15 protein-coding genes are annotated in these 17,249 nt (G+C 60.4%); 3 read left to right on the top strand and 12 right to left on the bottom strand.

The window, feature by feature from the left end; all coding sequences use genetic code 11:
* Window positions 1–9: 9 nt before the first annotated feature.
* The 5 genes from BW686_RS11545 to BW686_RS11525 form a co-directional block, all read right to left on the bottom strand.
* Complete coding sequence (locus BW686_RS11545) at window positions 10–819, bottom strand: IclR family transcriptional regulator (protein WP_084916796.1); 810 nt, start codon at window positions 817–819, stop codon at window positions 10–12.
* A 76-nt stretch (window positions 820–895) separates the two neighbouring features.
* Window positions 896–2,206 carry an MFS transporter gene (locus BW686_RS11540; protein ID WP_084916794.1) on the bottom strand — a complete coding sequence of 437 codons (1,311 nt, stop codon included), beginning with the start codon at window positions 2,204–2,206 and terminating at the stop codon, window positions 896–898.
* 286 nt (window positions 2,207–2,492) lie between these two features.
* The gene (dgoD, locus tag BW686_RS11535) at window positions 2,493–3,641 is read right to left on the bottom strand and encodes a galactonate dehydratase (RefSeq protein ID WP_003394509.1); all 1,149 of its coding nucleotides are present in this window, start codon (window positions 3,639–3,641) and stop codon (window positions 2,493–2,495) included.
* 70 nt (window positions 3,642–3,711) lie between these two features.
* The gene (locus tag BW686_RS11530) at window positions 3,712–4,347 is read right to left on the bottom strand and encodes a 2-dehydro-3-deoxy-6-phosphogalactonate aldolase (protein WP_084916792.1); all 636 of its coding nucleotides are present in this window, start codon (window positions 4,345–4,347) and stop codon (window positions 3,712–3,714) included.
* Between the two features lies 1 nt (window position 4,348).
* On the bottom strand, window positions 4,349–5,353 hold the full coding sequence (locus BW686_RS11525; RefSeq protein WP_084916790.1) for a 2-dehydro-3-deoxygalactonokinase: 1,005 nt from the start codon (window positions 5,351–5,353) through the stop codon (window positions 4,349–4,351).
* 290 nt (window positions 5,354–5,643) lie between these two features.
* Here BW686_RS11525 and BW686_RS11520 point away from each other — a divergent pair, with 290 nt between their 5' ends.
* A complete protein-coding gene (locus BW686_RS11520) occupies window positions 5,644–6,810 on the top strand; it encodes an acyltransferase family protein (protein WP_084916789.1) in 1,167 nt (388 codons plus the stop codon).
* A gap of 53 nt (window positions 6,811–6,863) precedes the next feature.
* Here BW686_RS11520 and asd read toward each other — a convergent pair whose 3' ends face one another.
* From asd to leuC, 4 genes are all read right to left on the bottom strand, one after another.
* The gene (gene asd / locus BW686_RS11515; RefSeq protein ID WP_084916787.1) at window positions 6,864–7,976 is read right to left on the bottom strand and encodes an aspartate-semialdehyde dehydrogenase; all 1,113 of its coding nucleotides are present in this window, start codon (window positions 7,974–7,976) and stop codon (window positions 6,864–6,866) included.
* A gap of 70 nt (window positions 7,977–8,046) precedes the next feature.
* Window positions 8,047–9,129 carry a 3-isopropylmalate dehydrogenase gene (gene leuB, locus BW686_RS11510; RefSeq protein WP_084916784.1) on the bottom strand — a complete coding sequence of 361 codons (1,083 nt, stop codon included), beginning with the start codon at window positions 9,127–9,129 and terminating at the stop codon, window positions 8,047–8,049.
* A 150-nt stretch (window positions 9,130–9,279) separates the two neighbouring features.
* Window positions 9,280–9,921, bottom strand: a complete 642-nt coding sequence (gene leuD, locus BW686_RS11505) for a 3-isopropylmalate dehydratase small subunit (protein ID WP_084916782.1) — start codon at window positions 9,919–9,921, stop codon at window positions 9,280–9,282.
* Between the two features lie 10 nt (window positions 9,922–9,931).
* Window positions 9,932–11,356, bottom strand: coding sequence for a 3-isopropylmalate dehydratase large subunit (gene leuC, locus BW686_RS11500; RefSeq protein WP_084916780.1), 1,425 nt, complete (start codon window positions 11,354–11,356; stop codon window positions 9,932–9,934).
* 145 nt (window positions 11,357–11,501) lie between these two features.
* Between leuC and BW686_RS11495 the strand changes: the two genes are divergently transcribed.
* Window positions 11,502–12,374, top strand: coding sequence for a LysR family transcriptional regulator (locus BW686_RS11495; protein WP_084916778.1), 873 nt, complete (start codon window positions 11,502–11,504; stop codon window positions 12,372–12,374).
* A 126-nt stretch (window positions 12,375–12,500) separates the two neighbouring features.
* Entirely contained in the window at window positions 12,501–14,591 is a 2,091-nt protein-coding gene (locus BW686_RS11490) for a putative bifunctional diguanylate cyclase/phosphodiesterase (RefSeq protein ID WP_373271014.1), read from the top strand.
* Between the two features lie 60 nt (window positions 14,592–14,651).
* On the opposite strand, the gene BW686_RS11485 is transcribed toward BW686_RS11490, so the two are convergent.
* The 3 genes from BW686_RS11485 to BW686_RS11475 form a co-directional block, all read right to left on the bottom strand.
* Window positions 14,652–15,095 carry an Hsp20 family protein gene (locus BW686_RS11485; protein WP_005893722.1) on the bottom strand — a complete coding sequence of 148 codons (444 nt, stop codon included), beginning with the start codon at window positions 15,093–15,095 and terminating at the stop codon, window positions 14,652–14,654.
* 101 nt (window positions 15,096–15,196) lie between these two features.
* Window positions 15,197–16,177: a tRNA dihydrouridine synthase gene (locus BW686_RS11480; protein WP_084916773.1), complete on the bottom strand. Its 981-nt coding sequence runs from the start codon at window positions 16,175–16,177 to the stop codon at window positions 15,197–15,199.
* 28 nt (window positions 16,178–16,205) lie between these two features.
* Window positions 16,206–16,667: an acyl-CoA thioesterase gene (locus BW686_RS11475; protein WP_084916770.1), complete on the bottom strand. Its 462-nt coding sequence runs from the start codon at window positions 16,665–16,667 to the stop codon at window positions 16,206–16,208.
* Window positions 16,668–17,249 lie beyond the last annotated feature (582 nt).

The raw sequence follows: 17,249 nt of genomic DNA, 5'->3' as shown, positions 1-17,249 counted from the left end.
CGGCCCGAATCAGCCGCCGAGATCGGCCGAGAGTTCCGCTGCTATCTGCTTGATCAGCGGAACCAACTCGGCCATTTTCTCCAGCGGCATGTAAGGCACGGTACTGGCAACGCTGATGCCGGCAACAATCTGTTTGCTGGCATCACGTACCGGCGCGGCGACACAACGGATCGACGGTTCGTTGTCCTCCAGATCAAACGCATAACCGCCCTGCACGTACTCTTCCCTTCGCGCGCTCAACTGCGCCCAGGTTTGCTGCTCATGCGCAGGCCATAACGGGTTCCTGCCTGACGCGGGCCTGCTGACTTCGTACAACCGCTGCCATTCCGATTGCGCACTGTCCAGCAACAACGCCTTGCCGATACCGGTCCGTACCAGCGGCATACGGTGCCCGACCCGCGAACGCATTTCAGGTCCGTTGCGGCCGGGATTCTTGTGCAGGTAAAGCACGTCGTCGCCCTCTCGAACCGCCAGATGCACGGTATCGCCTGTCAGCTCCGACAGCCGGTCCAGGTACGGTCGCGCAAGAATCGCCAATGGCACTTCTTCCCGAGCCTGAAACCCCAGCTCAATCAGTTTCGGTCCGAGCAGATACCCCACCTGTGGCACCACGCGAAGGTAGCGCTCTTCAACCAGGCAACTGGCCAGCCGGTGCGTGGTGCTGCGCGTGGTACCGATCAGCCGGGCGATCTCCTTCAGGTCGCGTGCGCCACCGGCCACTGCCTGAACCACGCCCAGACCGCGCAGCAGGGTCTGAGTGCCGGTGGGTGCCGGTTCCTTGTCGGTGATATGCCCAGTAGGCAGTGCGTCGTTTTGCATGAAAGGCCATCTTCCAAAAGAGGTCAGATCGAAAAGCGGGCGACATTATCGTCGCCAGCGCCCGCACGCGTCGACATCAGAGCTCGATACGCTCGACTTTTCCTACCAGCAGGATGTAAGACAGCGCGCCCAGCAAGGCCAGCGCCGAGATATAGGTGATGGCTGGCGCAAACGAGTCGCCCGTGGCCAGAAAGCCGATCACGATGGGTGTGGCGATGGCCGACAGGTTGCCGATGAAGTTGAACGTGCCACCGGTCAAGCCCAGCAGGCGGGCCGGGGCCAGGGTCGAGACCAGCGACCAGGTGATCGACGCCAGGCCGTTACCGAAGAACGCCAAGGCCAGAAAGGTGATGACCAGCGGCGTGGAATCGACGAAGTTGGCGCCGATGATCGAGGTCGAAATCAGCAGCCCGGCGATGATCGGCAGCTTGCGGGCGAAGCCGACGCTGTGGCCACGACGGATCAGCCAGTCGGAGAAGAACCCCGAGCACAGCACGCCGACGAATGCCGCCAGAAACGGCAGCGACGCCAGCAGCCCGGACTTGATGAAGTCCATGCCCCGGTATTTCACCAGGTAGGTCGGGAACCAGGTCAGGAAGAACCACAGCGTGGAGTTCAGACAGAACTGCCCCAGGTAGATCCCCCACAGCTTGCGCTTGCTCAACACAATGCCCAGGTCCAGCCAGCTGAAACCCTGCTTCTGTTTTTCGGCATCCGTCTGGATATCCACCAGACCGCCGCCCTCTTTGATGAGGTCGATCTCCTGCTGGTTGACGCCTTTGAAGTCGCGCGGTTCGCGATACACGGTGTACCAGATCAGCGCCCACAACACCCCGACGCCACCGGTGACGACAAACACCATGTGCCAGCCGTAGTGTGCCTGCAACCAGGCCAGTATCGGGGTCAGAAACGCCAGACCGACAAACTGTCCCGACGTGTAGACGCCAATGGCCGTGGCCCGCTCGCGCTCGGGGAACCAGGTGGTTACCACCCGGCTGTTAATCGGATAGGCCGGCGCTTCGAGCGCACCGACGGCCATGCGCAGCACAAACAGCGCAATGAAGCTGGCCGCGAAGCCGAGCATGATGGTCGCAATGGACCACAGCAGCAGCGCAGCAGTGTAGAGGATGCGCGGCGGGACACGGTCGACCAGCCAGCCTCCGGGCAGTTGCATGGCGGCGTAGGTCCAGCCGAACGCAGAGAAGATCAGCCCGACATGCACCGTATCCAGACCCAGTTCGGCGGTCAGTGCCGGGGCGGCAATCGACAGGTTGCTGCGGTCCAGGTAGTTGATTACCACGGTAATGAACAGCAACACCATGATAAAGAAACGCTTGCGGGACGGCGTCGCCAGCGACGCCGCGCCTTCCATCGTTCGAGTGCGCATGGCCTGTAGCCTCTTGTTGGATTTATTGATGACTGTGCTTCTCTCTCGCTCCCACGCTCCGCGCTCAGCGTTCTATACAAATCCGCTTTTGATTCTGGCCGAAGGCCGTGGGAGCGAACTTGTTCGCGAAAAGGCCAATGCATTCCTCGAAAAACGCATCGGCCGAACGACCGTCTTCGCGAACAAGTTCGCTCCCACACCCTGCGGGCAGTAGCCCAATCTACGGGCTTCTCAGGACTGGTGTATAACGATGAGCGGGGAGCGTGTTCATAATGGCGTGGTCGTCCTACCACTCCGCAAAACTGCCGTCCGCATGGCGCCAGATCGGGTTGCGCCAGCGGTGGCCGATGGCGGCGCGTTCGATGACGTACTCTTCGTTGATCTCGATGCCCAGCCCCGGGCCGTTGGGGATCTTGACCATGCCTTTGTCGTAGTCGAACACTTCCGGGTGCTTGACGTAATCCAGCAGGTCGTTGCTTTCGTTGTAGTGAATGCCCAGGCTCTGCTCCTGAATGAAGGCGTTGTAGCAGACCGCATCCAGTTGCAGGCAGGCGGCCAGCGCAATCGGTCCCAGCGGGCAATGCAGCGCCAGCGCGACGTCATAGGCTTCGGCCATGTTGGCGATCTTGCGGGTTTCGGTGATGCCGCCCGCATGGGACGCATCGGGCTGGATGATGTCGACGTAGCCTTCGCTCAACACCCGCTTGAAGTCCCAACGCGAGAACAGTCGCTCGCCCAGTGCAATCGGCGTGCTGGTCAGCGGGGCCAGCTCTTTCAGCGCCTCGTAGTTTTCGCTGAGCACCGGTTCTTCGATGAACATCAGCTTGTACGGGTCCAGCTCTTTCATCAGCACCTTGGCCATCGGCTTGTGAACCCGGCCGTGGAAGTCCACACCAATGCCGACATTCGGTCCCACCGCATCACGCACGGCAGCCACGTTGGCCAGCGCCAGATCGACCTTGTCGAAGGTGTCGAGAAATTGCAGCTCTTCGGTGCCGTTCATTTTCACCGCCGTAAAACCGCGCTCGACGGCCTCTTTGGCCGCCCGCGCCGTGTCGGCAGGACGATCGCCGCCGATCCACGAGTAAACACGAATCTTGTCACGCACCTGCCCACCCAGCAGATCACTCACCGAAACACCCAGCGCCTTGCCCTTGATATCCCACAGCGCCTGATCGATGCCGGCCAGCGCGCTCATGTGGATCGCGCCACCCCGGTAGAAACCGCCGCGATACAGCACGGTCCAGATGTCCTCGATGTTGCGTGGGTCCTTGCCGATCAGGTAATCGGAAAGCTCTTCAACGGCGGCAGCTACGGTATGGGCGCGGCCTTCGACCACCGGTTCGCCCCAGCCGACAACGCCCTCGTCAGTCTCGACCTTGAGGAAGCACCAGCGCGGCGGAACGATGAACGTGGTGAGTTTGGTGATTTTCATGGGTGCGGTTTCTCTTGTTAATCTCTTGTTTGAATAGCGGCCATCGAACGGCAATGCCAGCCCGTGTCGGTCAGTCTGCAAGCCCTGCGGTGTGTTGCTTCCAGGCGGTCACATAAGCCTTGGCGCGCTCGGCAACGTCGGCAGTACTCATGCCCGGCTTGAACAACCCGGAGCCGAGGCCGAAGCCCTTCACACCCGCGTCGAGGAACACCTTCATGTTATCCGGCGAAATACCCCCGACCGGCAGCAGGATCGTGCCTTTCGGCAGCACCGCCAGCCACGCCTTGACCACCGCAGGCGACATCTGCTCGGCCGGAAACAGCTTGAGCACATCGGCCCCCTCGGCCAGCGCAGCAAAGGCCTCGGTCGGTGTTGCCACGCCCGGTGACAGGAACAGCCCGGCCGCCTTGGCGGCGCGCAGGACCTTCGCATCGCTGTGCGGCATGACAATGACCTGCCCGCCTGCGTCCTTGACCTGTGTCACCTGCTCCGGGGTCAGCACCGTGCCCGCACCGATCAGGCAATCGGCAGGCAATTGCTGACGCAACAGGCGGATGCTGTCGAACGGCTGCGGGGAATTGAGCGGCACTTCGATAACCCGGAAACCGGCCTCGTACAACACATCGCCCATCGCCGGGGCTTCCTCGGGACGCAGGCCGCGCAAAATCGCGACCAGGCCGTTTTCCTTCAATGCTTGCTGGAGCATGTCAAACCTCTCGAATGTGTTGGGATGACCGGCGTGCAATCAGACCCGCCTGAACCGCGACCTGCCAGAGGCCGCGTTCGGTGGCCTGTTCGGCCAATGTCACTTTGGGAAACCCGCAGACCGCCAGGCCGCGCGAATAACGTGCGCACAGCGACTCGCTGCCGATGAGCATCACCGCAGGCAATTGTTCGTGTTTGTGCAGGTGCAATCTGGCGATGGCCCCTAATTCATGGCCAATCAGCAGACCGGAAAGGTAGTCAGGTTGCGCGCTCGCCGTCAGTTGTCCGGTCAGCCCCAGTGTCCGGGTGCTGAATACCGTGGAAAGCGGCCCGGCGCTGCCCGCCTCCGACAGGGCAATCGACAGCCCACGGTCGAACGCCTCAGTGTCGAATGCCTCTGATGGCTGCATGGTGCGCCCGAGAAGGGTGTGTGCGCACAGCGCGGCGTAGATCTCGCCGGTCATGAACGTATCGAAATGAACGATGCGGCCGCGGACCACCTGTACCCATTTGGAATGGCTGCCCGGCAGCCCGATCAACAGCGGCTGACCGTCGACTTGTGCGTCGAGTCCGGCCAGCACACCCAGCACCTGGGTTTCTTCGCCACGCATGACATTGGGCAGGGTCGAGCGTTGCAGAACGCCCGGGATGATATGCACGGTAACGCCATTCATGCTGCGAACCGTCTGCATGGCGGCACTGAGTTCGTTGACGCTCGCCGGCGTCTCCCGATAAGCCGCCTCGCGCCAACCCTGCGCACTGCCGACCATGCCGCAGGCGATGACCGGCAGACCGGGCTCGGCGTCGAGCCAGTCGCCACAGGCCTGATCGAACGCGAGTTCAAAACCGTCACTGCACAACTGCCCGGAAATCAGGCGCGGCGTGGTCGGCAACTGCATGATGCCCGCGCTCAGCGCGCGCTGTTCCAGCACCTGGCCATGTTCGCCAAGTCGATAAGCACGAAGGGAGGTTGTCCCCCAATCGAGTGCGATCAATTGCGCCTGCATTGCGTCACCTGTTGTTTTATTGGAAGTGAGTGCAGGACGACTATAAACCCGTTGTTACGCTTATCTCAATATGTAAATTTCAATCCCATATATAGGGACAAAACAAAAAACACTTTTCTCATTGCTGAGCTACCGTTACCACGTCTTCGGCAAATGCCCGGCACTACCGCCTCCTCCCGGTAGCGTTGCCGCGGTGGTAACGCGCCCGATATTCCCCCTTGGTCACCCTTCCCTCTGGCACTGCTGCGCAGTGTCTGCAGTCACACCTGCTCTTCAAGGAACCTTGCGCCATGAAGCGATTCCTCGTGCTTGACAGCTTTCGCGGGCTTTGTGCCCTGGCGGTTGTGCTGCATCACTTTCATGCGGTACAGAGCATCACTGAGCTGGGCTTTTTCAGACACGCCAACTACCTGGTCAATTTCTTCTTCGCCCTGAGCGGCTTCGTGCTTTATCACACCTACGCGGATCGACTGAACAGCGCAGTGCGACTCAAGCAATTCGTCATCGCACGCGTCTGCCGTCTGTATCCGCTGCACCTGGCAACGTTAATGGCAGCGCTGCTGTTCGAAACACTGAAACTGTTGGCCGAGCGGCAAGGCATTCAGTCGACGGCAGGCAGCTTTACCGGGCCTCGGGCGGTTTCCGAAATACTGCCCAACCTGTTGTTGTTGCAATCCTGGTGGCCCGGTTTCAACTCGATGTCGTTCAACTTTCCATCATGGAGTATCAGCGTCGAGTTTTACCTGTACCTGCTTTTCGCACTGATGGCTGCCGGTCTGCCAAGGCTGCCACGACAGGCATTTGCGACAGTCGCGGTCATGGCGTTCACCGCGCTGCACTTCAGAAGCGCCCTGTTCAGCGAAGGCGCATTGATCGGCGCAGGGTGTTTTTTCAGCGGGGTCGTCACCTGTCGGCTTCATGCAAAACTGAGCGGGCTAAAACTTCACACTGGATGGGCAAGCCTGCTGGAGGCGTTGAGTCTGACGGCGGTGTACATGGCCGTTACCCACAGCGGACCTTCGCAGAACCTCTCTCTGAGCCTGTTATTTTGCGGGGTCATCGGGCTGTTCGCGTTCGAGGCAGGGGTTATTTCGCGATGCCTGAAGACATCACTGTTCAAGTGGGCCGGAGCCTTATCCTTCTCGATATACATGACCCACACCATCGTCCTGTTCGCAGTGACGACAACCCTGATGCTGTTCGAGAGGATCACCCGTCAGACCGTACTGATCGACCTTCCGGGTGAAATTCCCGGCGCCGCCGTACGTTACATCCACACCCAGAGTGCCTGGATCGACAACCTTGTCATCGCAGTCAGCCTCGGGATGGTGTTGCTGCTTTCGATGCTGACGCACCGCTATATCGAGTTGCCGGGCATCGCACTGGGCAAGGCTTGGGGCCGCAACGCCACGGGCAGTTCCGACCAACCCACGGCGCCGCGCGGCACGGCACCCTGAATCCCAGGCATAAAAAAACGCCCTTGCAACGGGCGTTTTCAAAGCTGCGTGAATCAACGCTCCAGCAGGATCCTCAGCATGCGGCGCAACGGTTCAGCCGCGCCCCACAACAGTTGGTCACCCACGGTAAAAGCGCCCAGGTATTGCGAACCCATGTTCAGCTTGCGCAAACGACCCACCGGGACACTCATGGTGCCGGTCACAGCGGTCGGGCTCAGCTCGTGCATGCTCGCTTCACGGTTGTTCGGCACCAGCTTGACCCAAGGGTTGTGCTGACTGATCAGGCCTTCGATGTCCGCAATCGGCACATCCTTGTTGAGCTTGATGGTCAACGCCTGGCTGTGGCAACGCATGGCACCGATGCGCACGCAGATACCGTCCACCGGGATCGGGCTCTTGAAACGGCCGAGAATCTTGTTGGTTTCGGCCTGGCCTTTCCACTCTTCACGGCTCTGGCCGTTGGGCAGCGCCTTGTCGATCCAAGGGATCAGGCTGCCCGCCAGGGGCACGCCGAAGTTCTCGGTCGGGAATGACTCGCCGCGCATGGCTTCAGCCACCTTGCGGTCGATGTCCAGAATGGCGCTGGCCGGGTTGGCCAGTTCGTCCGCCACAGAGGCGTGAACCGCCCCCATCTGCTTGATCAGCTCGCGCATGTTCTGCGCGCCGGCACCTGAGGCCGCCTGATAAGTCATGACGTTCATCCACTCGACCAGACCGGCATCGAACAGACCACCCAGGCCCATCAGCATCAGGCTGACCGTGCAGTTGCCGCCGATGTAGTTCTTGGTGCCGGCGTCCAGTTGCTGGTCGATGACCTTGCGGTTGACCGGGTCAAGCACGATAACCGCGTCATCCTGCATGCGCAGGCTGGAGGCCGCGTCGATCCAGTAACCCTGCCAGCCCGCTTCGCGCAGCTTGGGGAACACTTCGTTGGTGTAGTCGCCACCCTGACAGGTCAGCACCACGTCCAGTGTTTTCAGCTCGTCGATGCTGTAGGCATCTTTCAGCGGCGCAACATCCTTGCCCACCGAAGGCCCTTGGCCACCGACATTGGACGTGGTGAAGAACACCGGCTCGATGAGATCGAAGTCCTGCTCTTCCCGCATCCTTTGCATGAGCACGGAACCGACCATTCCACGCCAACCGATCAGACCTACACGTTTCATCGCAACTGCACCTTGAATAAAAGTGGGACCGCCGTTCTGCGTGTGTACAGCAGGCGGCGGGCCAGAGAGATTACAGATTCCGCAGCGCGGCGACTACTGCATCGCCCATTTCCTGCGTACCGACTTTGACTTTGCCCTCGGACCAGATGTCGCCGGTGCGGATGCCCTGATCCAGCACCAGGCTGACGGCCTGTTCGATGGCGTCAGCGGCGGACGTCAGGTTGAAGCTGTAACGCAGCATCATCGACACCGACAAAATGGTCGCCAGCGGGTTGGCAATGCCCTTGCCCGCGATGTCCGGCGCCGAACCGTGGCAAGGCTCGTACATGCCCTTGTTGGCCGTGTCCAGAGACGCCGACGGCAGCATGCCGATGGAACCGGTGAGCATCGACGCCTGATCCGACAGAATGTCGCCGAACAGGTTGTCGGTCACGATCACGTCAAACTGCTTGGGCGCGCGCACCAGCTGCATGGCGGCGTTATCGACGTACATGTGGCTCAGCTCGACGTCCGGGTAATCCTTGGCGACCTGCTCCACGATCTCACGCCACAACTGGCTCGACGCCAGTACGTTGGCCTTGTCCACCGAACAGAGCTTTTTACCCCGCACCCTTGCCATGTCGAAACCGACTTTGGCAATACGGCGGATTTCGCTCTCGCTGTAGGGCAGCGTGTCATACGCCTGACGCTCGCCATTATCCAGCACGCGGGTGCCGCGTGGCGCGCCAAAATAGATGCCACCGGTCAGCTCACGGACGATCAGAATGTCCAGGCCAGCAACGATTTCCGGCTTGAGGCTCGATGCATCGGCCAGTTGCGGATAAAGGATGGCCGGACGCAGATTGCCGAACAGGCCCAGTTGCGAACGGATTTTCAGCAGCCCGCGCTCAGGACGAATATCGCGCTCGATGGTGTCCCATTTCGGGCCGCCCACTGCGCCGAGCAGCACTGCATCGGCTGCACGGGCGCGATCCAGGGTTTCATCGGCCAGTGGCACGCCATGCTTGTCGATGGCCGCGCCGCCGATCACGTCGTGGGTCAATTCAAACCCCAGTTGATACTTCTGGTTGGCCAGTTCCAGCACCTTGACCGCTTCGGTCATGATTTCCGGACCAATACCATCACCTGGGAGAATCAGAATCTGCTTGCTCATAACATCCTCGATGTGTGCAGCGGCGCCTTGGGTGGCACCTTTTTATAACGCTGAATACGGCAAAAAATTTATCGCCCGGTCAAAACACCTTCGCGAGCAAGACGACTGACCGCCTTGCTCGCGAATGAACCTGTCATCGTTGCCCGAGGCTCAATCGCGAAACAACCACGGCTGGCTGGCGCGGTGCTTGCTCTCGAAACTGGCGATGGCGTCGGCATCCATCAGCGTCAGGCCGATGTCGTCCAGGCCATTGAGCAGGCAGTGCTTGCGAAAGGCGTCGATTTCAAAGCTCAGCACCTTGCCGTCGGGACGGGTCACGGTCTGCGCCTGCAGATCAATGCTCAACTGATAGCCGGGACTGGCCTCGACCTGTTTGAACAGTTGATCGACTTCGTCTTCAGCCAGAATGATCGGCAGCAGGCCGTTCTTGAAACTGTTGTTGAAGAAGATGTCGGCGTAGCTCGGCGCGATGATTGCGCAGAAACCATACTCTTCCAGTGCCCACGGCGCATGCTCACGGCTCGAGCCGCAACCGAAGTTTTCCCGGGCCAGCAAGACGCTGGCGCCTTGGTAACGCGCGTGGTTGAGCACGAAATCATGGTTCAGCGGTCGCTTGGAGTTGTCCTGATACGGCTGGCCCACATCCAGGTAACGCCACTCATCGAACAGGTTCGGGCCAAAACCCGTGCGCTTGATCGACTTGAGAAACTGCTTGGGGATGATCTGGTCGGTGTCGACGTTGGCGCGATCCAGAGGAGCGACCAGGCCATTGTGCTGGGTAAAAGCTTTCATGCTGGATTCCTCAGTGCTGGATCAGGTCGCGAACATCGATGAAACGGCCATTGACCGCTGCGGCAGCAGCCATCGCCGGGCTCACCAGATGCGTCCGGCCACCCGCGCCCTGACGACCTTCGAAGTTACGGTTGGAGGTCGATGCGCAATGCTCGCCGGAACCGAGACGGTCCGGGTTCATCGCCAGGCACATGGAGCAGCCCGGCTCGCGCCACTCGAAACCGGCCTCGATAAAGACCTTGTCCAGCCCTTCTTTCTCGGCCTGTTCCTTGATCAGGCCCGAACCTGGCACCACGATGGCCTGCTTGATCGTTGCAGCCACCTTGCGGCCCTTGGCAACGTCCGCCGCCGCCCGCAGGTCTTCGATCCGCGAGTTGGTGCAGGAGCCGATGAACACGCGGTCCAGCTGGATATCAGTGATTGGCTGATTGGCTTTCAGGCCCATGTATTTCAAGGCGCGTTCGATGGAGCCACGCTTGACCAGGTCCGGTTCCTGCGCCGGGTCCGGCACGTTCTGGTCGACTGCCAGCACCATTTCCGGCGACGTGCCCCAGCTGACTTGCGGCTTGATCTGTGCGGCGTCCAGCTTGACCACGGTGTCGAACACCGCGTCGGCGTCGGACACCAGGTCCTTCCAGGCCTCGACGGCGAGGTCCCATTCAGCGCCCTTCGGAGCGAACGGACGGCCCTTGACATACTCGACGGTCTTCTCGTCGGTGGCCACCATGCCGACCCGGGCACCGGCTTCGATGGACATGTTGCAAATGGTCATGCGGCCTTCGATAGACAGGTCGCGAATTGCGCTGCCGGCGAACTCGATGGCATAGCCGTTACCACCTGCGGTGCCGATCTTGCCGATCACCGCCAGCACGATGTCCTTGGCCGTCACGCCGAACGGCAATTGCCCTTCGACCGAGACCAGCATGTTTTTCATCTTCTTGGCCACCAGGCACTGGGTCGCAAGCACATGCTCGACCTCGGACGTGCCAATGCCGTGGGCCAGTGCGCCAAACGCGCCGTGGGTCGACGTGTGCGAGTCGCCGCAGACCACGCTCATGCCCGGCAGGGTTGCGCCTTGCTCAGGGCCAATGACGTGAACGATGCCCTGACGCGGGTCGTTCATCTTGAATTCGGTGATGCCGTATTCGTCGCAGTTGTCGTCGAGGGTCTGCACCTGCAGGCGCGAGACCTGATCTTCAATGGCGTCGATACCGCCCTTGCGTTCCGCCGTGGTCGGGACGTTGTGGTCCGGCGTGGCGATGATCGAGTCGATCCGCCACGGCTTGCGCTTCGCCAGCCGCAGACCTTCGAACGCTTGCGGCGAGGTCACTTCATGGATGATATGGCGGTCAATGTAGATCAGCGCCGAACCGTCGTCGCGCTGTTTGACCAAATGCGAATCCCAGAGCTTGTCGTAGAGCGTTTTTCCGGCCATCGGACGTACTTCCTCATCAGCTTCTTTCTATGCCTTGGGCAATCGTGACGATGACCCTTTGGCTTGTGCGGCCATCCTATGGAATGTGCTTAAATAACTCAAATTCATAATTTTCATGCTTTGGATAACCAAATGGAATCCGACTATGGACCTTGCCAATCTGAACGCCTTTATCGCCATTGCCGAGACAGGCAGTTTCTCGGGTGCCGGTGAGCGTCTGTACCTCACCCAGCCGGCGATCAGCAAGCGCATCGCCGGCCTGGAGCAGCAGCTCAACGTCCGTTTGTTCGACCGCCTGGGCCGCGAAGTCAGCCTGACCGAAGCGGGTCGCGCCCTGCTGCCACGGGCCTATCAGATTCTCAACGTGCTGGATGACACCCGACGCGCGCTGACCAACCTGACCGGCGAAGTCACCGGTCGCCTGACCCTGGCGACCAGCCACCACATAGGCCTGCACCGCCTGCCTCCGGTATTGCGGGCGTTCACCCGGACCTACCCGACCGTTGCACTGGATATCCAGTTTCTGGATTCGGAAGTGGCCTACGAGGAAATTCTTCACGGGCGCGCCGAGCTGGCAGTAATTACGCTGGCACCCGAGCCGCATTCGCTGATCCGCGCCGTGCCGGTCTGGGACGACCCGCTGGACTTCGTTGCGGCCCCTGAACATCCGTTGGCCAACAGCGGCCCGATGAAGCTGGAAGACATCGTGCGTTACCCCGCCGTATTTCCCGGCAGCAACACCTTCACGCATCACATCGTCAGCAAGCTGTGCGAGGCTCAAGGCCTCAGGCCCAACATCGCGATGAGCACCAACTATATGGAGACCATCAAAATGATGGTCTCCATCGGCCTGGCCTGGAGCGTTCTGCCGCGCACCATGCTGGACGAACAAGTGGCGCGCATTCCATTGCCGGGCGTGCAGCTCAATCGCCAGCTAGGCTACATCCTGCATACCGAACGCACGCTCTCGAATGCTGCCAGGGCATTCATGAAATTGCTCGATGCGCAGACACAGTAAGTAGACCCTGCTGCAGACGGCAGGCTGAGCGCTCTATCAGCGTCGTTCATCAAAGGCTCGTGACACATGCGCAACCCACCGGATAAACCCGAGCATGACACCCTTGCACCGGCAGCGGCGGAGCGCATGATCGAAAACGACCGTGATCGGCTGGAACTGGCACTGGACCTGGCGCAGATGGGCACCTGGGATCTGGACGTCCCCCGCAACAGGCTGCGAGCTTCGGCGCGCACGGCGTTCCTGCATGGCATGGACACACAGCCCTTCGATGAGGACGCCGAGCTTTTTTTCGGCAGACTGCCCCTCGAAGAACGCCTGAAGATGCGCAGGACCTTCGAGGCAGCGATTGAAAATCGCGACGACTACCTTCAGGTGACCTACCGGTTTCAGCTGAAAAACGGCACTTCGCGCCTGCTGGAAAGCCGCGCGCGGATTTACCGGGACAGTCAGGGTCAGTTGTCGAGACTCGCAGGCACGCTGATGGACATTACTCAACAACGCGCCCAGGCGGCACTCGAGGCCAGTGAAGAAAAGTTTGCCAAAGCGTTTCACTCAAGCCCGGACTCGATCACCATCACCGAAATCGAGTCGGGTCGCTACGTGGAAGTCAACGATGGCTTCTGTCGCCTCACCGGCTTCAGTGCTCAGGAAGTGGTCGGGCGCACCGCCCATGAAATCGGCATCTGGACCGATACCCGGCAGCGCGAGTACATGATCGACGAACTGCGTCAGAAAGGTCGCGTTCATCACCGGGAAATGAGCGGTCGCGACAAAAATGGCAACCCGCTGGTGCTGGACATCTCGGTGGACTTCATCACCCTCAACGACACCGCCTGCCTGCTCATGAACGCCCGGGACATCGGCCAGTTGAAGGACGCGCAGGCGCAGATCCATCATCTGGCCTATCACGATCCGCTGACCGGTCTGCCCAATCGCGCCCTGCTGCTGGACCGCCTCAGCCAGCAGTTGTCCCTGCTCCAGCACCAGAACCTGCGCGGCGCGCTGCTGTTTCTCGATCTCGATCATTTCAAGCACATCAACGACTCGCTTGGCCATCCGGTGGGCGACAGCGTGCTGAATGTCGTGGCGGCACGGCTGGAAGCAAGCGTGCGCCAGGAAGACACGGTGGCCCGTCTGGGCGGCGACGAGTTTGTGGTGTTGATCTGCGGGCTGGACGGTTCACTCGATGAAGTCACCCATCAGGTCCGGACGCTGTCCGACAACCTGCGCGAGCTGCTGGCCGAACCGATGTTCCTCGATGGCCACCGCCTGCAGGTCACACCGAGCATCGGTATCGTCCTCATCCCGGACGACGGCCTGACCCCTGCCGATGTACTCAAGCGCGCCGACATCGCCCTGTATCGCGCCAAGGATGCCGGACGCAACGCGTCACAGTTTTTCCATGTGTCCATGCAACAAGCCGTCAGCAAGCGTTTGCAGCTTGAAAACGATTTGCGCCTGGCACTGACCCGCAATGAATTCCACCTGCATTTTCAGGCTCAGGTTGATTGTCGCGACAATCAGATCACCGGTGCGGAGGCGCTGCTGCGCTGGCAGCACCCCGAGCATGGGCTGCTGCCTCCCGACCAGTTTGTGCAGATACTGGAAGAGAGCGGCATGATTCTGGAGGTGGGCAGCCGGATCCTCGACGACGCCTGTAAAATCGGCGGGCTGCTGTTGAGTCAAGGGCTGGTTTCGAAAGACCGGTTCCTGATGGGCGTCAATATCAGCCCGCGCCAGTTCCGTCAGAACGACTTTGTCGAGCGCGTGGAATACAGCCTTAAACAGCATCAACTGCCTGCGTCCATGCTCAAGCTGGAAATCACCGAAGGCATCGTCATTCAGAACCTGGACGATACAATCCTCAAGATGCGCAGCCTGAAGGAGCTGGGCGTAAGCTTTGCGATGGATGACTTCGGTACTGGCTATTCGTCGCTGACCTACCTCAAGCGCCTGCCGGTGGACACGCTGAAGATCGATCAGTCATTCGTTCAGGACGCCACCAGCGACCCCAACGATGCCGAAATCATTCGCGCCATTGTGGCGATGGCCCAGAGCCTCAAACTGAACGTCATTGCCGAAGGCGTGGAAACCCCGGAGCAACTGGCCTTTCTCGAAAAAGTCGGCTGTTACAACTACCAGGGATACCTGTTCAGCGAACCGCTGCCCGGCCCGGCGTTCGAGTCCCTGCTGGAACTCAAGCGACACGCGCACTAGAACTGAAAACAGGAAAGGCGCCCGAAGGCGCCTTTCTGTCATGTGCCGCTGACCGACGAATCAGTTTTCCAGCGCTTTCTGGCTGTTAAGCGGAATACGCTTTGGTTTCGCTTCTTCCGGCACATTCCGCACCAGGTCAATATTCAGCAGGCCGTGGGACAAATCGGCCCCTTTGACTTCGATATTGTCAGCCAGCCTGAACGACAGCTTGAATTCACGCCGGGCAATACCCTGATGCAGATAGGTCACGTTTTCGGCTTCTTGCTCGCGCTTGCTGCCGATCACGGTCAACACACCTTTTTCAACCTGCAACTCGAGATCCTGCTCTTGCATGCCTGCTGCAGCAATCACGATTCGATAATGGTCATCGGTGTGCCGCTCCACATTGTAGGGAGGGTAGCCGCTGGTTGTCTCGTTTCGCGCCGCCGACTCGAAAAGGTCGTTGAAGCGGTCGAATCCCACTGAGTTGCGAAACAGTGGAGCCAGAGAAAATGCAGTAGCCATAATAGTTCTCCTGTTTATCAGCGAGTGGTGTACGCGACCCGTATTCGGCATCGCTTGATCACCAAAATAGGGACGCCCTTTCGCTTTTCAAGAGGTTTTTTTCAGACTTTTTTCGACCGTTCGTCGGGCTGGTTTTCCGGTGCGCAGCCGAGCAATACGCTGATCCGGTCACAGTCGGTTTCGCGGCGCAACGCATTGAACATCAGCGTCGCTTCCGGGTAACTCTTGGTCAGCAGCACCAGCCATTGCTTGAGGCGGCCGGGGGCCTGGATAAGCGTCATCTTGACCAGACAGGCCTGCCAGAAGGTGCGCAACATCGGCTGCAGCTCGGCCCAGGTCATCGGCACCACCTCTTCGCCCTTCTGCGCCGCAGCAATCTGCCTGGCCAGATCAGGGCGCGCTACCAGCCCGCGACCAATCATGATGTCCCGCGCGCCGCAGATTTCACGGCAACGGCGCCAATCCTCAACGGTCCAGATTTCACCATTGGCGACGACCGGAACCTTGACCACTTCCTGAATGCGCGCAATCCACTCCCAGTGCGCGGGCGGCTTGTAGCCGTCGACCTTGGTGCGTGCGTGAACGACAATTTGCTCTGCCCCGCCGTCAGCCAGCGCGCGGGCGCAATCCAGCGCGCCATCAGTGTTTTCGTACCCCAGACGCATCTTGGCGGTCACTGGAACGGGTTTGGGCACTGCACGGCGCACCTCGCTGACGATGGTGTGCAGCAGATCCGGCTCCTTGAGCAGGACTGCCCCGCCACGGGAGCGGTTGACGGTCTTGGCCGGGCAACCGAAGTTCAGGTCCAGTACCGGTGCGCCCAGCTCGCAGGCGAACGCGGCGTTCTCGGCCAGGCACACCGGATCAGAACCCAGCAGTTGGAGCCGTAAGGGCGTGCCGGCGTCAGTCTTCGCGCCCTTGTGAAACTCCGAAGCGTACTTGTAGAAGTAGTGCGCCGGCATCAAACGCTCGGACACCCGGATGAATTCGGTCACGCACCAGTCGATGCCACCCACTTTCGTCAGTGCATCGCGCAGGATGTCGTCAACCAGCCCCTCCATGGGCGCCAGAGCAATTTGCATGGGTCACACTCGAAAAAAGTCCGGCAGTTTACTGCCCGGCGTGCGGATTGGGAACGTCACCGTCGGGAATGGCCGTGCCATAGCCTTCGATGAACTCGGCGGGCATGCGTTTGGGCCGACCGGTGGACAGTTCGATGCAGACAAAGGTGGTTTGCGCGCGCAGCAGCGTCAGGTTGTCGGCGGGCCGTATGAGCTGGAAGCAGCGGGTCATTTTCAGGCGGCGGTCCCAGTCGGTGATCCAGGTCGCCAGTTGCAGGTCGTCGTTTTCGTAGGCGCTGGCCAGGTAGTCGATCTCGTGGCGGACCACCGCCATGGCCCGGTCCAGGCGTCGATACTCGGTCAGGTCCAGCCCCAGGAACTGTGAGTGCCGCCAGGCGCAGCGCTCCAGCCAGGAAACGTATACGGCATTGTTGGCATGCCCCAACCCGTCGATGTCTTCGGCGCCGACGTTGAGATCAATGACGAAAGGCGTTGTCCGGTCCCAGACCATGCGTGCTCCTGCTTGAGTGAATGCGATGGGCGGGAGTGTAGCGAAGTCAGGATCCGTGGGAGCGAACTTGTTCGCGAAATGGCCCGTACAGTCGCAGAAATCGGGTCGCCTAAACACAGTCTTCGCGAACAATGCGGATCGCCGCCCCGGTCGCCCCCGGCCCTTCGGGCAGAAGCAGGCTTGTGCATGACCATCGTGCCGATGCTCTGCGTCGGCATGCAGTTCTGGACGCTCTGCGTCCTCCTTGTGTTCGTGACGCTCTGCGTCACACAGCGGTTCTGTGATGTCAGTTGGATATGTTTACGGCTCAAGGCACCTTTTCACACCCCTGACCATCGTGCCGACGCTCCGCGTCGGCATGCAGTTCGTGACGCTCTGCGTCACACGGCGGTGCTGCGGTGTCAGTTGGATGTGTTTCTAACTCAAGGCACCTTTTCGCCCCTCGGCGAGTTACTTTGATGGGGCCAAAGTAACCAAAGCCCTAAGCTCCGTTTCCGGCCCGACTTCGTCGGGTTCCTTCGCCCTGCCACTGATCCGGGGGTCGCCGCAACGGGCCATCCATGGCCCGGTGCGGCTAGCCTG

Source organism: Pseudomonas syringae (genome assembly GCF_002157375.1).
Lineage (GTDB): Bacteria > Pseudomonadota > Gammaproteobacteria > Pseudomonadales > Pseudomonadaceae > Aquipseudomonas > Aquipseudomonas syringae_T.
Note: the sequence above shows the minus strand (reverse complement) of the source record. Positions and strands in the feature narration are given on the sequence as shown.

Bases quoted from the DNA above. Each gene is read 5' to 3' on its own strand.
- asd (WP_084916787.1), bottom strand. From the start codon at position 7,976: ATGAAACGTGTAGGTCTGATCGGTTGGCGTGGAATGGTCGGTTCCGTG.
- BW686_RS11540 (WP_084916794.1), bottom strand. From the start codon at position 2,206: ATGCGCACTCGAACGATGGAAGGCGCGGCGTCGCTGGCGACGCCGTCC.
- BW686_RS11495 (WP_084916778.1), top strand. From the start codon at position 11,502: ATGGACCTTGCCAATCTGAACGCCTTTATCGCCATTGCCGAGACAGGC.
- BW686_RS11480 (WP_084916773.1), bottom strand. From the start codon at position 16,177: ATGCAAATTGCTCTGGCGCCCATGGAGGGGCTGGTTGACGACATCCTG.
- BW686_RS11545 (WP_084916796.1), bottom strand. From the start codon at position 819: ATGCAAAACGACGCACTGCCTACTGGGCATATCACCGACAAGGAACCG.
- BW686_RS11530 (WP_084916792.1), bottom strand. From the start codon at position 4,347: ATGCTCCAGCAAGCATTGAAGGAAAACGGCCTGGTCGCGATTTTGCGC.
- leuD (WP_084916782.1), bottom strand. From the start codon at position 9,921: ATGAAAGCTTTTACCCAGCACAATGGCCTGGTCGCTCCTCTGGATCGC.
- BW686_RS11525 (WP_084916790.1), bottom strand. From the start codon at position 5,353: ATGCAGGCGCAATTGATCGCACTCGATTGGGGGACAACCTCCCTTCGT.
- leuB (WP_084916784.1), bottom strand. From the start codon at position 9,129: ATGAGCAAGCAGATTCTGATTCTCCCAGGTGATGGTATTGGTCCGGAA.
- BW686_RS11485 (WP_005893722.1), bottom strand. From the start codon at position 15,095: ATGGCTACTGCATTTTCTCTGGCTCCACTGTTTCGCAACTCAGTGGGA.
- BW686_RS11520 (WP_084916789.1), top strand. From the start codon at position 5,644: ATGAAGCGATTCCTCGTGCTTGACAGCTTTCGCGGGCTTTGTGCCCTG.
- BW686_RS11490 (WP_373271014.1), top strand. From the start codon at position 12,501: ATGATCGAAAACGACCGTGATCGGCTGGAACTGGCACTGGACCTGGCG.
- dgoD (WP_003394509.1), bottom strand. From the start codon at position 3,641: ATGAAAATCACCAAACTCACCACGTTCATCGTTCCGCCGCGCTGGTGC.
- leuC (WP_084916780.1), bottom strand. From the start codon at position 11,356: ATGGCCGGAAAAACGCTCTACGACAAGCTCTGGGATTCGCATTTGGTC.
- BW686_RS11475 (WP_084916770.1), bottom strand. From the start codon at position 16,667: ATGGTCTGGGACCGGACAACGCCTTTCGTCATTGATCTCAACGTCGGC.